The sequence below is a fragment of the Gluconacetobacter asukensis genome, from assembly GCF_014174375.1.
GTDB classification, from domain to species: domain Bacteria; phylum Pseudomonadota; class Alphaproteobacteria; order Acetobacterales; family Acetobacteraceae; genus Gluconacetobacter; species Gluconacetobacter asukensis.
Genome location: NZ_JABEQE010000021.1, coordinates 1 through 15,072, shown reverse-complemented (window position 1 = coordinate 15,072; position 15,072 = coordinate 1). Strand labels below are relative to the sequence as shown.

The following is a 15,072-nucleotide window of genomic DNA, read 5'->3' as shown; positions in this document are numbered from 1 at the left end:
CGTGACGATGCCAATGCATTCCGGAGCGAAGACTTTTCTACTCGGCAGCGCCGCGATGGGCGCGCTTCTGCTTCAGGGCGCCTTCGGCCCCGCATGTGCAGCCACGGCATCCCCCCAGCAGTCGGAAGCGACACAACCCCGCAAGCCCGCGCGGCATGCGCCCGCCTCCGACGCACATGGCGTCACCCACCGGCAGGCTGCCGATAGCGCCGCGATCAGCAGCGCGCTCAAGTCCTCGTCGGAGGATATCACCGTCAGCGGCACGGCCGCGCCCGGCAACAATGTGCTTTCGACCTCGACACGACGCCACAGCACGACGCAGGTGACGGTCATCAGCGCATCGGACCTCAAGGCCACCGGCCAGACCAACCTGATCCAGGCATTATCGCAGATGATGCCATCCGTTTCGGCGCCCCCGCTGCCGGGCGTGGGCAATAATGCGTTCGTGCAGACGATGCAGTTGCGCGGCCTGTCCGCCGACCAGACACTGATCCTGGTGAACGGGCATCGCCGGCATCTGGGCGCCAACTTCAATGCAAATGCCGGACCGAACTGGGGCACGGAACCCGCCGATATCTCCATGATTCCGGTGGGCGCGGTCGACCATATCGAAGTCATTACAGAAGGAGCAACCGCGCTCTACGGCCAGGATGCGATCGCGGGCGCGGTCAATATCGTCCTGAAGGAGGATACGCAGGGCCTCTCGGCCGATTTCAAGAACAGCGGCTATTACGCAGGCGACGGCCAGGCCCTGGACGGTTCGATCACCAAGGGGTTCGCGCTCGGCCGCCACGGCGGTTATCTCGACCTCTCCGCCCAGATCACCCATCAATTGCCGACCTCGCGCACGGGCGACTACATCAACCCCGCGACCTACCCCAACGATCTGTATTATGCGCTGCCCGGCGGCCAGGTCGATCCACGCGCCGCCGCGCTGGGCCGCAACATCCAGCGCATTCTGGGCATCCCGAAGCAGACGCGTGAGTCGATTTCCGCCAATATGGGCATTCCCATTACCGACAGCATCAAATTCTATTCGACCGACACCTATGGGCATCGACGCGTCAACGCGGCCGAGAATTTCCGTTCCGCGGCAGACGACCTGACCGTCAACGCAATCTGGCCGAACGGCATGCAGCCCTATCTCGACCTGGAGGAAAATGATTTCGAGGTCGATAACGGCTTCAAGGGCACGACGGCCGGTTTCAACTGGGACACCTATGTCAATTATGGCCGCGACATCCAGCGCTACTGGATGCAGGACACCGACAACCCCACCTATGGCGTGAACAGCCCGACGAAATTCGATACCGGTTCGGCCACGACCAGCCAGTTGACGGCCGGCTTCAGGGCCTCGCACGCACTCCGCCTGGGCTTCCTGCCCAAGCTGGCCAATGTGGAGTTCGGCGCGGAATATCGTCGCGACATGTTCGCCATGGGGCCGGGCGTCTACGAATCCTATGGCGACGGCGGCGTTCCGATCCTGGAAGGGCCGAACGCCGGCAAGGCGGCCAATCCGGGGTCGGCCGACCACGCGGGCAATCCCCCGCTGGCCGTCACCAACCAGAACCGCGACGTCTATGACGGGCACGTCAATCTCGATTTCTACGTCCTGCCGCGTTGGGAATGGACGCTGGGCGGCCGCGCGACCAGCTATAACAACCTGGCCACCGTGACGACCGGGTCGGTCGGCACGCGCTATAATTTCTCCGACCGGTTCGCGCTGCGGGCCAGCATCAACAGCGGCTATCGCCCCCCCACGCTCGGTCAGGAATATTATTTCTACTCGGCGCCTTTTGCGACCTATTCGATCGACCAGCTTCCCAGCACCAGCGCGCCGGCCCGCGCCCTCGGCGCCCAGGCGCTGAAGGGCGAGTATTCCCGCAGCTACAGCGTAGGCGTCGATGCGACCCCGGTCGACAACTGGCATGTGACGGGCAATCTCTATTACATCGCAATCAACGACCGCTTGGCCAGCACCACGACACTGGGCGGCGCGGGTGTGGGGGCATTGCTGGCCAATGCCGGTCTGGGCAACGTAACCTATGCCTCGTACTACACGAATCCGGTCAATACGGCGACCTACGGGGGCGACATCGCAACCGACTACACCCTCCATACCAAACGGCTGGGAACATTCCGTTTCGCGTTCAGCGTCAACCTGACCGACAACGAGATCCGCAGCTCCAATGCGGTGCCCCAGGTTCTTCAGAGCATGAATCTGGCATATTTCAATCAATATGCCCGGACTGTCCTGCTGCACTCGGCGCCCAAGAACCGCGAAAACCTGAGCGTGAACTGGAGCTGGGGCAGATGGTCGGCCTTCATTCAGGAATCGCGCTACGGCTCGCTGATCTATGCAGCGACACCCAGCCTGCCGACCAATCTGTGGCTTGTCGAGCGGCCCGCCTTCATCACCAACATCGAAGTCTCCTACAGGATCCTGCCGCAATGGACCGTCGCGGTCGGTGCCAACAACCTTGGCGACAAATATCCCACGCGCCTGAGTCCGAAATCGATCGCCACGTCTTTCAACGCCTATAAATACTCGTTCTTTTCGCCCTACGGCTTCAACGGTGGCATGTATTATGTGCGGACGGGCCTGAATTTCTGACCGCCCTGCTGAAAATGCGCCCGGGCGAAAGCAGCCCTGACCGGCCGCGTTCACCCACCTGGTCGCATTTTCAGGCAGGTTCCCACACGCAGTTCACAGGATAGCGCCCTTTGCTGAATATCGTCCGTCCCGATGTCATGACACCGCGTCCCTTCCGCTACGTGATCTATGCGCTGGCGGTTGCGATGTGCGTCATCTGCTACGGGGACCGGGCGGCGCTTTCGGCCGGAATGCCGTCGATTGCCCATGAATTCGGCCTGACGCCAGGCGAAATCGGCTGGGTGCTGTCCAGCTTTCTCTGGTCCTATTTCATCCTGAACCTGCCCAGCGCGATCCTGCTGGACCGGCTGGGCGCACGCACCGTCGGCGCCCTGGCGGTGGCGCTGTGGTCGATGGCCATGATCCTGGGCAGCCTGGTGGCCACCATTCCGGCCTTCATCGCCACGCGCGTGCTGCTGGGCATAGGCGAGGCACCGACCTTCTCCCTGGGCAACAAGGTGGTGCGGGCCTGGGCGCCTCCCAACGAGCGCGGCCTGATGATGACGGCCTTTATCTGCGGCATTCCGATCGGCCTGGCATCCGGCGCCGCGGCAGGCGCATGGCTGATCGCGCATTTCGGCTGGCGGCCCGCCTTCGGCATTCTGGGGGCGGGCGGTCTGCTGTGGTCGGTGGCCTGGTGGTTCGCCCATCCCGCGCAGGCGGAACGCACCCACACGACGCGGCACGGAATCCTGTCCGTGCCGACATTGTTCGCCTCGTCCTCGTTCTGGGGCGTCGTCATCGCCCAATGCTGCGCCAATTACGCAAATTTCCTGCTGATGTCATGGCTGCCGCTGATGTTGCGGCAGGTGCTGCACCTGGACATGGTGCAGGCAGGGGCCGACACCGCCTATTGCTATTTCGGGGCCGCGGTCCTGTCGCTCACCGCGGGCAAGGCCGGCGAACGGCTGATGGCCGGGCGGTCGCTGGTCCGTGGCGCGCGCCGCCATGTCGTGGCCGTCTTTCTGGTCCTGGCCGCGCTGATGGGGTTGCTGCCGTTCTGCACCACCGCCGGCACGATCATTCCCCTGCTGGCCGTGTCCATGGCCTTCATGGCCGCGGGAACGGGGGCCAACATGGCGCTGCTGGCCGATCTGGTCGTGGAGCACGACCTGCTGGGATCGGTCACCGGCCTGACATTGACCTTCAGCAACGGCCTGGGAATCGCCGCCCCCATCATGACGGGCTACCTGCTGCAGGCCACGGGCAATTTCCACGGCGTCTTCTACATCACCGCCGGCATCCTCCTGTGCGGCGCGGCGGCGGCATTGACGATGCCACGCCGCACGATCCATGCCCGGCCCGTCGCGCAGGACGCGGCAGGATGATCCGCCTGAGCATGGCCGGTACCGGCGCCATCCTGCTGGACGCCGCCGCGGGCCCGTTCGATGCCGCGACGCAGCGCCGGATCTGGGCGGCGGCACGCGCCCTGGGCGGCGCGCCGTCAGTCGTGCAGGCGGTGCCGGGGGTCAACAACCTGCTGGTCACCTTCGATGCACTCCACACCGAACCCGATGCGGTCGAACAACTAATCCGCCAGGCCTGGGCCGCCGCCGCCGCCGAGGAGATCCCGGCGCGCGAGGTCGAAATTCCCGTCACCTATGGCGGCGCCTTCGGCGAGGATCTGGCCCTGGTGGCGAAGCATGCCGGCCTGTCGGAGGAGGCAACCATCGCCGCGCATCTGGCCGGGCGCTACAGCGTGGCCGCCATCGGGGCAATGGCGGGCTTTGCCTACATGACCGGGCTGGATCCGCGCCTGGCCGTGCCGCGTCGCGACACGCCCCGGCTGAGCGTGGAATGCAGGGCGGTGGTGGTGGGCGGGGGCCAGGCAGGCGTCATGCCCTGCACCGCGCCCTCCGGCTGGCACATCATCGGGCGGACGACCCTGCCGCTGTTCGACCCGCACCGCCCGGACCCGGGCTTCCTGCGCATTGGCGACACCGTACGCTTCACGAGGGTCGCATGATCGAAATCCGCGCCAATTCGGCGCTGAACACCATTCAGGACCGGGGCCGCCCCCGGGCCATGACCCTGGGTGTCGCGCGGGGCGGAGCAATGGACATGCTGGCCCTGGCCTGCGGCAACATGCTGCTGGGCAACGAGCCGGACGCGGCGGGGATCGAGATCGCCTTCTTCCCGTTCCGTCTCCGTTTCCTGGACGATCGCGCCTTTGCCGTCACCGGCGCGCGCGGCCCCGTCCGGCTGGATGGTGTCGACCTGCCGCCCGACTGGGCCGTGATCGCGCGGGCCGGGCAGACGCTGCAATGCGATGCCCCGACCGAGGGATGCCGCACCTATGTCACCATCGCGGGCGGGATCGACGTGCCCCTGGTGCTGGGCGCCCGTGCCACCGACCTGAAGGGCGGTTTCGGAGGACTGGAAGGGCGCGCGCTGCAAAAGGGCGACCGGCTGCCCTGCGGCGTGCCCGCAACGCCCGGCGTGCCGCCTCACGGCTACGGCCTGGCGGTCCGATGCCCGATGCCCGACGCTGACGCCACCCGCGTGCGCGTGCTGCCCGCCGCCGAATATGATGATTTCACCGCCGAGGCGCGGCATGCATTCTTCCAGACCGCCTGGCGGCTGACACCGAGCGCCAACCGCACGGGCTATCGTCTGGAGGGCACGCCCCTGGCCCAGCAACGGCCGCTGAACCTGTTTTCACACGGGATCGTGCCCGGAACGGTCCAGGTCCCCCCTGCCGGACAGCCGATCGTCCAGATGGCCGACGCCAATACCTGCGGCGGGTATCCGAAGATCGCCACCATCATCGAATCCGACCTGCGCCTGCTGGCCCAGACCCGCGTGCAGGGCAGCATCCGCTTCGTCGAGACCACGCGCGCGGACGCCATCGCCGCGCTGCGGGCCGAGGCCCGGGACCAGGCGCGCCGTGCGGACGCGTTCGCCCATCTGCGCCGCATGCTGATCCCGGCATGATTCTACAGGAGACCGTCCCCATGACCGACCGCAAGACCATCGACCTGAATGCCGACCTGGGCGAAAGCTTCGGCCACTACACCATCGGCAATGACGCGGCGATGCTGGACGTGGTGACGTCCGCCAACGTGGCATGCGGCTTCCATGGCGGCGATCCGGAAGTGATGGCCGCAACCTTCCGCGTCGCCCGGGACAAGGGCGTGGCGGTCGGGGCACATCCTGGCTTTCCCGACCTGTGGGGTTTCGGGCGACGCGTCATGCCGTTTTCAACCGGCGAGATCGAGCGGATCGTCGCCTATCAGGTCGGCGCGGCCCAGGCGCTGGCAGCCTATGCGGGGCATCGCATGACCTATGTGAAGACGCATGGCGCGCTGGGCAACCTGACCGAGCGGGATCCCGCCGTGGCCGAGGCGGTGATCGAGGCCGTGCGGCGCATCGATCCCACCCTGCCGCTAATGGCCATCGCCCTGAGCCATCTGGAACGGATCGGCCGCGAACGCGGCATGACGATCTTCTCCGAAATTTTCGCCGATCGCGCCTACACCGAGGACGGACACCTGGTCTCCCGCAAGGAACCGGGCGCCGTCCTGCACGACGCGGATTTCGCGGCCGACCGCATCGTCCGCATGGTGCAGGCCGGCGCCATCGAAACCGTGTCGGGCAGGATGCTGCCGACCCGGATCGATTCGATCTGCGTGCACGGCGACAACGCCGAGTCCGTCGAGGTCGCCCGCACCGTGCGGGCCCGGCTGGAAGCGGCGGGTATCACATTGCGCGCACTGACCTGAGGAGCCGCGCCCGATGACCGTCGATCTGGAGCGCATCACGATCCTCATGGACCGGATGCACGCACTCGGCATTGCCGAGCTGGAATACACCCATGGCGACGAGCATGTCCGCCTGGTCCGGGACGCCTCCCCCCCGTCGTCCCCGCCAGCGGGGACATTGCCGGCCGCGACGCCGAACGTGCCGGCATCCCCCCTGCCAGTTCCCCCCGCGCCCCCCGCATCCTGCACGATCACGGCGACGATGTATGGCCAGTTCTACGCCTCGCCCACGCCGGGGGGCGCGCCCTTCGTCACCGAAGGCGCGGTCGTCGCGCAGGGACAGCCCCTCTATATCCTGGAGGTGATGAAGACCCTGACGCGCGTCGAGGCCGAATTCCCCTGCACGATCACCGCAATCCTGTGTGAAAACGGCCAGGCGGTGGAGCCGGGGACCGAACTGTTCACCGTGGAGCGCCGGGATGCGTGATATCCGCACCGTCCTGATCGCCAATCGCGGCGAAATCGCCCTGCGCATCGCCCGCGCCTGCCGCCTGCTCGGGCTGCGCAGCGTGGGCGTGCATTCCGAAGCCGATGCCGGCCTGGCGCATCTGCGCCTGGTCGATCAGCGGATCTGCATCGGCCCCGCATCGGCGGCAGGCAGCTATCTGGATGCCGAGCGCATCCTGCGCGCCGCCGCATTGACGGGGGCGGACGCGATCCACCCCGGTTACGGCTTCCTGTCGGAAAACGCCGATTTCGCCGAAGCGGTGGAACGCGCGGGCCTGGTCCTGGTGGGGCCGCCCTCGTCCATCATGCGCATGATGGGCGACAAGATCGCCGCCAAACGGCAGATGCGCCACAGCGGCGTGCCCTGCCTGCCCGGCTCGGACGACGCCCTGCCGGACGATATCACCGAGGCCATGCGGATCTGCGACAGCGTGGGCTATCCGCTGATCGTCAAGGCGGCAGGCGGCGGCGGCGGGCGCGGCATGCGCGTCGTGCGCCGGCCCGAAGACGCGCGCGACGCGATTGAAACCGCGCGCGAGGAAGCCGGACGCGCCTTCGGCAACGCGTCCATCTATGCCGAGCGATTCCTGCAGCATCCGCGCCATGTGGAAATCCAGGTCCTGGCCGACGGGGCGGCCCAGGCCGTCTGGCTGGGCGCGCGGGATTGTTCCGTACAACGCCGGCACCAGAAACTGATCGAGGAAGCGCCCGCCATCGGAATTCCGCCCGACCGTATCGCCGACCTGGGCGAACGCTGCGCCCGCGCCTGCGTCCAGATGGGGTATGTCGGAGCCGGCACGTTCGAATTCCTCTACGAGGACGGCGCGTTTTCCTTCATCGAGATGAACACGCGCCTGCAGGTGGAACACCCGGTGACCGAAATGACGACCGGCATCGATATCGTACGCGAGCAGTTGCGCATTGCCATGGGGCACCCCCTGTCGTTCGGCCAGTCCGACATCGAAACGCGCGGCCATGCCATCGAATGCCGGATCAACGCGGAACATCCGGAAACCTTCGCCCCCAGCCCCGGCCTGGTGCGGACATGGCGCCCGCCGGGCGGCCCCGGCGTGCGGGTCGATACGCACCTGTATGATGGCTACACGGTACCGCCGCAGTACGACTCCCTGGTCGCCAAGCTGATCGTCCATGGCGCGGACCGCGCCGATGCGCTGGCACGGATGCGCGCGGCGCTGGACGAGATGACGGTCGAAGGCATCACCACCACCGCCCCGCTGCATCGCCGCCTGATGGATGCCGCGGGTTTTTGCGCCGGCGGCGTCTCCGTCCATTATCTGGAGGCATTGGCGGCCGAAGGGGCCACGCCATGACGATCCTTGACCAGTTGCCCGCGCTGGTCGCGGCCATGCGGCGCAATGCCGTCCGAGGCCTGACGCTGGGCGACGCCGAGAGCAGGCTGACCCTGCGGCTGGCCGACGTGACGGCGGAGGCTCCCATAGCCCCCGCAGCCGTCGTGGCGCCCGCCGTGACGCGGGCCCTGAGCCCGGAGATGGGCATCTTCCGCCAAGGCGCCGAAGGCGCACAAATGGGCGCACAGGTCGCATGCGGGACGATTCTGGGTTTTGTCGAGATCGGGCCGGCACTCCTCCCGATCCCATCGCCGGTAGCCGGAACGCTCAGCGCCGCCCTGGCCGAAGACGGCGCGCCCATCGGCTTTCACGCTCCGGCCTTCGAGATAACCGATGCATGAGCGGCACCTCCTAGAGCGACGAGGCCGAGCGCGACGCCTGTTCGTAGAATCCCGTCAGCACGCGCAGCGCCTTCGCGACCTCGCCGATCTTCACGCCGCCCGGGCTCCGGTCCGGGGGGATGAGTTCCAGCAGGCAGACCTTGCGGATACGGGCATAATCCTCGCAGACCGCCCGCCCCTTCTCCGTCGTGCCGACGAAAACCTCCTTGCCGTCGCGGCGGCGGGTGATGAGGCCCAACCGGTCCAGCTTCTTCATCGCATAATTGAGATAATGGCGTTCGGACAGATTGAGCGTGAACATCAGGTCCGAGATGCTCTTCTGCCGATGGCGGTGATTGACGCTGTGCAGGATCAGCGCATCCAGCGGAGAAAGGTCGGGCAGGTTCGCCGCCGCCATGCCGCGCACCACCCAGCGCTGGAATGCATGATTGACGACCGTCAGCGCAAATTCGAACTCGCTGAGATCTTCGTTTCCAGGGCTGGCGAGATGCGACGACGACACGATGAAGGCGCGTTCCATCGCCAGGGCCAACGCTTCGGGCGGCTGTTCCGCGCGCGCGCGGCGGCCAGGTTTCGTGTTCGTCATGAGGCCTCTCGCTCCCATCAGTTCGGCGCCGGACCATGGCGTCGCGTCCTTATCCTAACCTGAACCCGGAGGCAGGGCATGTCCCCCAAGATGCAAATTCGCCTGGCCGCCGATATCGGCGGAACGTTCACGGATATCGTGCTGGAAACCCCGCGCGGGCGCCTGACGCGCAAGGTCCTGACGACGCCGCATGCGCCCGAGGAAGGGGTGATGACCGGGATCGGCCTGATCCTGGCCGATGCCGGGCTGGCCTTCACCGACGTCACGGTCTTCGTCCATGGCACGACGCTGGCGACCAACGCCATTATCGAACGGCGAGGCGCCCTGACGGTACTGATCGGCACCGAGGGATTTCGTGACGTCCTGGAAATCGGCACGGAAAGCCGGTTCAATCAGTATGACATCATGATCCAGAAGCCGGCGCCGCTGGTTCCCCGTACCGCGCGCTTCACGGTGCCGGAGCGCATGGACGCCAGGGGGCGGGTCCAGAGGCCGCTGGACGAGGACGCGCTGCGGGCACTGGCGCCGCGCCTGCGCACTGCGGGGGCCGAGGCGATCGCGATCGCCTTCATGCATGCCTACGCGAATCCGGACCATGAGCGCCGCGCCGGCGAGATCCTGGCCGAGGCCCTTCCGGACATTCCGATTTCGCTTTCCAGCGCGGTGTGCCCCGAAGTGCGTGAATATGAGCGCACCTCCACCACCGTCGCCAACGCCTATGTCCAGCCGCTGATGGCCGGCTATCTGGGCCGGCTGCGACAGGCGCTGGATGCGCAGTCGTTCCATGGGGCGCTGTATCTGGTGACGTCGGGCGGCGGGCTGACATCGCTGGAAACGGCGCGGCAATTTCCGGTGCGCCTGGTCGAATCCGGCCCGGCGGGCGGTGCGATCTTCGCCGCCCAATGTGCGGAGCGCCTGGCCGAGGATCGTGTCCTTTCCTTCGACATGGGCGGCACCACGGCCAAGATCTGCCTGATCGAACAGGGTCAGCCCGCATCCTCGCGCGTGTTCGAAGTCGATCGCACGGCCCGTTTCATGAAAGGGTCGGGCCTGCCGCTGCGCATTCCCGTCATCGAAATGGTCGAGATCGGCGCGGGCGGCGGGTCGCTCGTCCATCTGGACGCCATGAAACGCGTCGTCGTCGGGCCGGAAAGCGCCTCGTCCGTGCCCGGGCCGGCCTGTTACGGGCTGGGGGGCACCCGCCCGGCCGTGACCGACGCGGACGTGACGCTGGGCCTGATCCAGCCGGAGGCCTTCGCCGGCGGCAGCATGACCCTGCAACCCGAGCGCGCGGCGATCGCCTTGCAGCAGGCCATCGGCACCACGCTGGGCCTGTCGCCGGAAATGGCGGCCCACGCGGTCTATGAAATCGTCTGCGAGAACATGGCCAGCGCCGCCCGCGTGCATGCCGCCGAACGCGGGGCGGTCATCGGTACCCACACCATGATCGCCTTCGGCGGCGCGGCCCCGCTGCATGCCGCCCGCGTGGCCGAAAAACTGGGGGTTCGCCGGCTGGTCGTGCCGTCGAATGCCGGCGTGGGGTCCGCCGTCGGCTTCCTGGCCGCTCCGGTCTCGTTCGAGATCGTCCGCTCCTGCCCGGTGCGGCTGAATGCCGGCTTCGATACCGCCGCCATCACCGCCCTCCTGGACGATATGACGGAGACGGCGCGGGACATGGTGCAGGACGGCGCCGACGCCACGGCACTGACCGTCCGGCGCGGCGGCTTCATGCGCTATGTCGGACAGGGGCACGAAATCATCGTCTCCCTGCCGGACGGCCCCCTGACACCCGACGACCTGCCGGCATTGCGGGCGGCATTCGAGGCGGAATATGCCCGCCAGTTCGAACGCATCATCCCCAACGCCCCGGTCGAGATCCTGAACTGGTCGGTCTGTGTTTCGACCACGCCCGCAAAGCCCGAACCTTTCGCCCCCACGCCGGCACGGCACGGGGTGGCACCGGCACGGACGCGCCGGCTGTTCGACGGGGCCAGGGGCCAGTTCGTCGAACTGGCGGTCTATGACCGCGACGACATGCGCCCCGGCAGCCTCGTTCCCGGGCCGGCCCTGATCGCCGAGCGCGAGACCACCACCTACGTTTCGGCCCGCTTCGACGCCTTTATCGACGGCAGCGGCAATATTGTCATGGACATGAAGGAAACGGCCCAATGAACGCGCGGAGCCAGATCGATCTCCAGATCATGTGGAACCGCCTGATCGCCGTCGTCGGCGAGCAGGCGCAGGTCCTGATTCGCACGGCCTTCAGCCCGATCGTGCGCGAATGCGAGGATATTTCGGCGGGGATCTTCGACCTGCGGGGCCGCATGATCGCGCAGGCCGTGACCGGCACCCCCGGCCACGTCAATTCGATGGCGGAATCCGTGGGGCATTTCCTGCGCCATTTCCCCATCGAGACCATGAAGGACGGCGACGCCTACATCACCAACGACCCGTGGATGGGCACAGGGCATCTGAATGATTTCGTCGTCACGACCCCGGCCTTCCACCGGGGCAAGCTTGTGGGGCTGTTTTCCTGCACCAGCCACCTGATGGATATCGGCGGCCTGGGTTGCGGCCCGGAAGGGACAGACGTGCTGATGGAGGGGCTGTCGATCCCCATGCTCAAGCTGATCGACCAGGGCCAGGTGAACGAGACCCTGATGGCAATGATCCGCACCAACACCCGCCTGCCGATCGACACCGAGGGCGATACCTACTCCCTGGCGGCCTGCAACGATGTCGGCGTGCGCGCGCTGCGCGCGATGATGGACGAATTCGCCATCGACACGCTGGAACCGCTGGCCGATTTCATCATCGAACGATCGTACAATGCCGTCGTGGAAAAGATCGCCGCCCTGCCACGCGGCACATGGTCGTACGACATGACGATAGACGGCTACGATACGCCGCTGACGCTGCGGGCACGCCTGACGATCGGTGCCGATGGCGTGCTGGTCGATTATGACGGGTCGGACCCCGTCGTGCCGCGCGGAATCAACGTACCGCTGGCCTATACCAAGGCCTATACGGTGTTCGGCCTGGCCTGCGCCATCGCGCCGGACGTGCCCAACAATGCCGGATCGCTGGCGGCCTATCGCGTCACCGCACCGGCGGGAAGCGTGCTCAACGCACCGCATCCGGCGCCGGTCTCCTCACGCCATATCGTCGGGCAGATGCTGCCGGACATGGTGTTCGGCTGCCTGCGCACCCCCCTGCCCGACCGGATCCCGGCGGAAGGCACATCCTGCCTATGGAACATCACGGTGCGCGGAAACTGGATGCCGGCCGGACAGGATACGATTCAGGCCTTCGCGCTGGCCATCACGACCAATGGCGGCACGGGGGCGCGGCCGGGCCTGGACGGGCTGTCGGCCACCGCATTTCCCTCGGGCGTCCATGGCACCCCGATCGAGATCGCGGAAATACAGTGCCCCCTCATTTTCTGGCGCAAGGAATTCCGCGAAGGCAGCGGCGGCGACGGCGAGACCCGCGGCGGCCTGGGCCAGATCATGGAGATCGGCAGCACGGAACAGCGACCGTTCGAACTGCTGGCCGCATTCGACCGGATCAAATACCCCCCGCGCGGCGCAGCCGGGGGCAAGGACGGCGCCCCCGGCTGCGTAAGGCTGGCGGGCGGAAAGGAACTCGCAGGCAAGGGACTGGAGATTATCCCGCCCGATGAGACATTGATCATCATGACTCCCGGCGGGGGCGGCCTGGGCGCGCCCGAGGCCCGGACGGAAGCACACCGCCAGGCAGACCGCAAAGGCGGCTATGTGTAGCATGCGAAGCATCTAGTCAGCCGTTGAGAACATGCGCTTTCTGCTGGGATTATCGAATTCGTTTGTATTGATTTTTCTCCACCGCGCACCCAAAGAAAAACCCCACGCACCTTATGGTATCGTGGGGTTTTGTGTGTTCGGTATGGTTGCGGGGAAGGCAACCAACGATACTTGCGATTGGTAGACCGGGAGATACCCAGTCTCGCCGTTTGACACCGAACAATGCCAATGCCAAAGCCGCTTTTACAACCCTCTACGAACTTATAGCTGCCCTATTGCCGATAACCCCTCCACTATTTCATACGGAACGGATTGGCCCTGGATAAGCTTGGACAGCCGGATCATGGGTCAGAAGAAGCACGCCTTCGACCGTAGCCTGGGCAACCAGCATGCGATCGAAGGGGTCCCGGTGAATATCGGGCAGGCCGCCAACAGCCAGCGCATGCCGGCCGGTGATCGGGAGTTCCTCATATTCGTTCTCGACCAGACCCCTTCGCAACAGGTGCGGGTCGACCTGAAAATCCTCCCGTCCCAGACCGGCCTTGATGGTGATTTCCCACAGGCTGGCAACACTGAACAGGAGCGTATTCTGGGGGTCCTCCATCAGGATCAAGGCTTCCGCAGACAGCTTTTCCGGCATGCCGGCGGCCCAGAGCAGCAGGTGCGTGTCGAGGAGCAGCTTCACGCCTCGCCCTCGAACAGGTCCACTACCTCCTGCTGGCCCATCCGGTCAAAGTCATCCGGGATCTTGACGTGCCCCGTCAGGAATCCGAGGCGACGCGTCTGTTGCGGTTCAGGGGCTGTCATCGGGACAACGCGTACCATCGGACGCCCCGCCTTGGCGATGACAAATCCCTCCCCGCCTTTCATCGCCTCGTCGATCAGCCGGGAGAGATGGGTCTTGGCCTCATGGATATTCACGGTCCGCATCATGGCAACTCCCTCGCCCCTAGTTTAGTCTATATGACTTAGTCATTAAATGGAAGATCAATACGGCCTGACCACACCCTTCGGCATATCGCCAGCCGGATGGCAGCGCAGTCTTATCTATGGCTGCCCTTACGATGCATCCATCGTGAGCAAAGAGACGACGCGCGTGCCAGAGGCTCCACCCCAATTTCCGAAGCAGCTCAATCGGCAGAGTGATGGACCCACCCCCGCGACAGTCACGATCCCACTTTGCACCGTATTCATCACCTCGCCTTATTCGTGCCTACTGTCCGATACTTCGTGAACGGAGAGAGAACCGCGATCCGGACCGTGCGGCCATCGGCATCATGACGACAGCCCGATCATCCGCCGCAGCTTCAGCACGGCTTCCGTATCATCCCTTTCCCGCAGCGCAGCGATCAGCTTCCGGGCTTGTGTCGTGAACCGATGCGGAGCCGCCAGCGCCGCACGCTGATGCTCCCCGGCAATCTGCAAACTAGAGCGTTTCTTTTCAATCTGGTTCATATCCAGCAGTGGTGAAGAAGTTGGCGCATTCTGTGGGCGAGAACAGATCGATGAGAGAGCCGATCCTGTTCCACAGGGCGTCGCGTGTGCGCTCGGCCAGGGCTCGGAGTTCATCTCGCGCGATCTGGATCTCTGGGCCTACGCCAACAACGTCACGCTGGACTTCTCCCGCCTCGGCAAACCGACGGACAATGCGTTCATCGAGGCCTCCAACGGACGTCTGCGGGCGGAGTGCCTGAACGCCCACTGGTTCCTGACGCCTGCAGACGCACGCGAAAAGTTGGAGGTTTGGCGCAGAGACTACAACGAGGTCCACCCGCATGGGGCAATTGGCAACAAGGCGCCGATCTCGCTGCACATTCCCGACGACGCATCCAGCCCGTTACCGTGGCTCCAGGCCGGAAACTCTACCATCCGGCGGTCCGACCTTCGGGAGCAGATCACAATCCACAGACCCTGACTCAGAGCCTGTTTGGAAATGCGTGCTGGTGAGCGAGAGTGGCCCGGAACGGGTCGCGCCCGTCGTGTGTTTCCGAGCATCGGAGCGAAGCCGCCTTGATGGCCGTGAGCACCGAAGAACAGGAAACGCGCGTCGGATCGCCGCCGGCGCGCATTTCCGGTCAGGCTTGTCTTATGCATTCCGTGTCGCTGCGTGCGACAAAGGACTGATTTTTCCG

14 protein-coding genes and 1 pseudogene are annotated in these 15,072 nt (G+C 65.7%); 11 read left to right on the top strand and 4 right to left on the bottom strand.

Annotated elements, in window-relative coordinates; translation table 11 throughout:
* Window positions 1-7: 7 nt before the first annotated feature.
* The 8 genes from HLH35_RS17300 (at window position 8) to HLH35_RS17265 (ending at window position 8,572) form a co-directional block, all read left to right on the top strand.
* Window positions 8-2,614, top strand: coding sequence for a TonB-dependent receptor plug domain-containing protein (locus HLH35_RS17300; RefSeq protein WP_182980338.1), 2,607 nt, complete (start codon window positions 8-10; stop codon window positions 2,612-2,614).
* Between the two features lie 110 nt (window positions 2,615-2,724).
* Window positions 2,725-3,981, top strand: a complete 1,257-nt coding sequence (locus tag HLH35_RS17295; RefSeq protein WP_182980337.1) for an MFS transporter — start codon at window positions 2,725-2,727, stop codon at window positions 3,979-3,981.
* A complete protein-coding gene (gene pxpB / locus HLH35_RS17290) occupies window positions 3,978-4,619 on the top strand; it encodes a 5-oxoprolinase subunit PxpB (RefSeq protein WP_182980336.1) in 642 nt (213 codons plus the stop codon). The genes HLH35_RS17295 and pxpB overlap by 4 nt, the downstream gene beginning before the upstream one ends.
* On the top strand, window positions 4,616-5,587 hold the full coding sequence (locus HLH35_RS17285) for a 5-oxoprolinase subunit C family protein (protein WP_182980335.1): 972 nt from the start codon (window positions 4,616-4,618) through the stop codon (window positions 5,585-5,587). Before pxpB ends, HLH35_RS17285 begins: the two co-directional genes overlap by 4 nt.
* 20 nt (window positions 5,588-5,607) lie before the next feature.
* Complete coding sequence (locus HLH35_RS17280; RefSeq protein ID WP_182980334.1) at window positions 5,608-6,375, top strand: LamB/YcsF family protein; 768 nt, start codon at window positions 5,608-5,610, stop codon at window positions 6,373-6,375.
* Window positions 6,376-6,388: 13 nt separating this feature from the next.
* On the top strand, window positions 6,389-6,841 hold the full coding sequence (locus tag HLH35_RS17275) for an acetyl-CoA carboxylase biotin carboxyl carrier protein (protein WP_182980333.1): 453 nt from the start codon (window positions 6,389-6,391) through the stop codon (window positions 6,839-6,841).
* Window positions 6,834-8,192 (top strand): acetyl-CoA carboxylase biotin carboxylase subunit, encoded by a 1,359-nt coding sequence (locus HLH35_RS17270; protein WP_182980332.1) that lies wholly within the window; start codon window positions 6,834-6,836, stop codon window positions 8,190-8,192. The genes HLH35_RS17275 and HLH35_RS17270 overlap by 8 nt, the downstream gene beginning before the upstream one ends.
* Complete coding sequence (locus HLH35_RS17265; protein ID WP_182980331.1) at window positions 8,189-8,572, top strand: hypothetical protein; 384 nt, start codon at window positions 8,189-8,191, stop codon at window positions 8,570-8,572. The genes HLH35_RS17270 and HLH35_RS17265 overlap by 4 nt, the downstream gene beginning before the upstream one ends.
* Window positions 8,573-8,582: 10 nt before the next feature.
* Here HLH35_RS17265 and HLH35_RS17260 read toward each other — a convergent pair whose 3' ends face one another.
* Window positions 8,583-9,158: a winged helix DNA-binding protein gene (locus HLH35_RS17260; RefSeq protein ID WP_182980330.1), complete on the bottom strand. Its 576-nt coding sequence runs from the start codon at window positions 9,156-9,158 to the stop codon at window positions 8,583-8,585.
* A gap of 78 nt (window positions 9,159-9,236) precedes the next feature.
* Here HLH35_RS17260 and HLH35_RS17255 point away from each other — a divergent pair, with 78 nt between their 5' ends.
* Entirely contained in the window at window positions 9,237-11,330 is a 2,094-nt protein-coding gene (locus HLH35_RS17255) for a hydantoinase/oxoprolinase family protein (protein ID WP_182980329.1), read from the top strand.
* On the top strand, window positions 11,327-12,940 hold the full coding sequence (locus HLH35_RS17250) for a hydantoinase B/oxoprolinase family protein (RefSeq protein ID WP_182980328.1): 1,614 nt from the start codon (window positions 11,327-11,329) through the stop codon (window positions 12,938-12,940). Before HLH35_RS17255 ends, HLH35_RS17250 begins: the two co-directional genes overlap by 4 nt.
* Before the next feature lie 298 nt (window positions 12,941-13,238).
* Here the strand turns inward: HLH35_RS17250 and HLH35_RS17245 are convergent, their stop codons facing one another.
* The 3 genes from HLH35_RS17245 to HLH35_RS17235 form a co-directional block, all read right to left on the bottom strand.
* A complete protein-coding gene (locus tag HLH35_RS17245; RefSeq protein WP_182980327.1) occupies window positions 13,239-13,625 on the bottom strand; it encodes a PIN domain-containing protein in 387 nt (128 codons plus the stop codon).
* The gene (locus HLH35_RS17240) at window positions 13,622-13,870 is read right to left on the bottom strand and encodes a type II toxin-antitoxin system Phd/YefM family antitoxin (RefSeq protein WP_182980367.1); all 249 of its coding nucleotides are present in this window, start codon (window positions 13,868-13,870) and stop codon (window positions 13,622-13,624) included. The genes HLH35_RS17245 and HLH35_RS17240 overlap by 4 nt, the downstream gene beginning before the upstream one ends.
* 345 nt (window positions 13,871-14,215) lie before the next feature.
* Window positions 14,216-14,395, bottom strand: coding sequence for a hypothetical protein (locus tag HLH35_RS17235; protein WP_182980326.1), 180 nt, complete (start codon window positions 14,393-14,395; stop codon window positions 14,216-14,218).
* A 97-nt stretch (window positions 14,396-14,492) separates the two neighbouring features.
* Between HLH35_RS17235 and HLH35_RS17230 the strand changes: the two are divergent.
* Window positions 14,493-14,855: pseudogene (locus HLH35_RS17230) on the top strand (integrase core domain-containing protein); the annotation flags it as partial.
* Window positions 14,856-15,072 lie beyond the last annotated feature (217 nt).

Excerpts from the sequence above, each read along its gene's own strand:
- HLH35_RS17300 (WP_182980338.1), top strand. The coding sequence starts at position 8 with ATGCCAATGCATTCCGGAGCGAAGACTTTTCTACTCGGCAGCGCCGCG.
- pxpB (WP_182980336.1), top strand. The coding sequence starts at position 3,978 with ATGATCCGCCTGAGCATGGCCGGTACCGGCGCCATCCTGCTGGACGCC.
- HLH35_RS17285 (WP_182980335.1), top strand. The coding sequence starts at position 4,616 with ATGATCGAAATCCGCGCCAATTCGGCGCTGAACACCATTCAGGACCGG.
- HLH35_RS17280 (WP_182980334.1), top strand. The coding sequence starts at position 5,608 with ATGACCGACCGCAAGACCATCGACCTGAATGCCGACCTGGGCGAAAGC.
- HLH35_RS17275 (WP_182980333.1), top strand. The coding sequence starts at position 6,389 with ATGACCGTCGATCTGGAGCGCATCACGATCCTCATGGACCGGATGCAC.
- HLH35_RS17270 (WP_182980332.1), top strand. The coding sequence starts at position 6,834 with ATGCGTGATATCCGCACCGTCCTGATCGCCAATCGCGGCGAAATCGCC.
- HLH35_RS17265 (WP_182980331.1), top strand. The coding sequence starts at position 8,189 with ATGACGATCCTTGACCAGTTGCCCGCGCTGGTCGCGGCCATGCGGCGC.
- HLH35_RS17260 (WP_182980330.1), bottom strand. The coding sequence starts at position 9,158 with ATGACGAACACGAAACCTGGCCGCCGCGCGCGCGCGGAACAGCCGCCC.
- HLH35_RS17255 (WP_182980329.1), top strand. The coding sequence starts at position 9,237 with ATGTCCCCCAAGATGCAAATTCGCCTGGCCGCCGATATCGGCGGAACG.
- HLH35_RS17250 (WP_182980328.1), top strand. The coding sequence starts at position 11,327 with ATGAACGCGCGGAGCCAGATCGATCTCCAGATCATGTGGAACCGCCTG.
- HLH35_RS17240 (WP_182980367.1), bottom strand. The coding sequence starts at position 13,870 with ATGCGGACCGTGAATATCCATGAGGCCAAGACCCATCTCTCCCGGCTG.
- HLH35_RS17235 (WP_182980326.1), bottom strand. The coding sequence starts at position 14,395 with ATGAACCAGATTGAAAAGAAACGCTCTAGTTTGCAGATTGCCGGGGAG.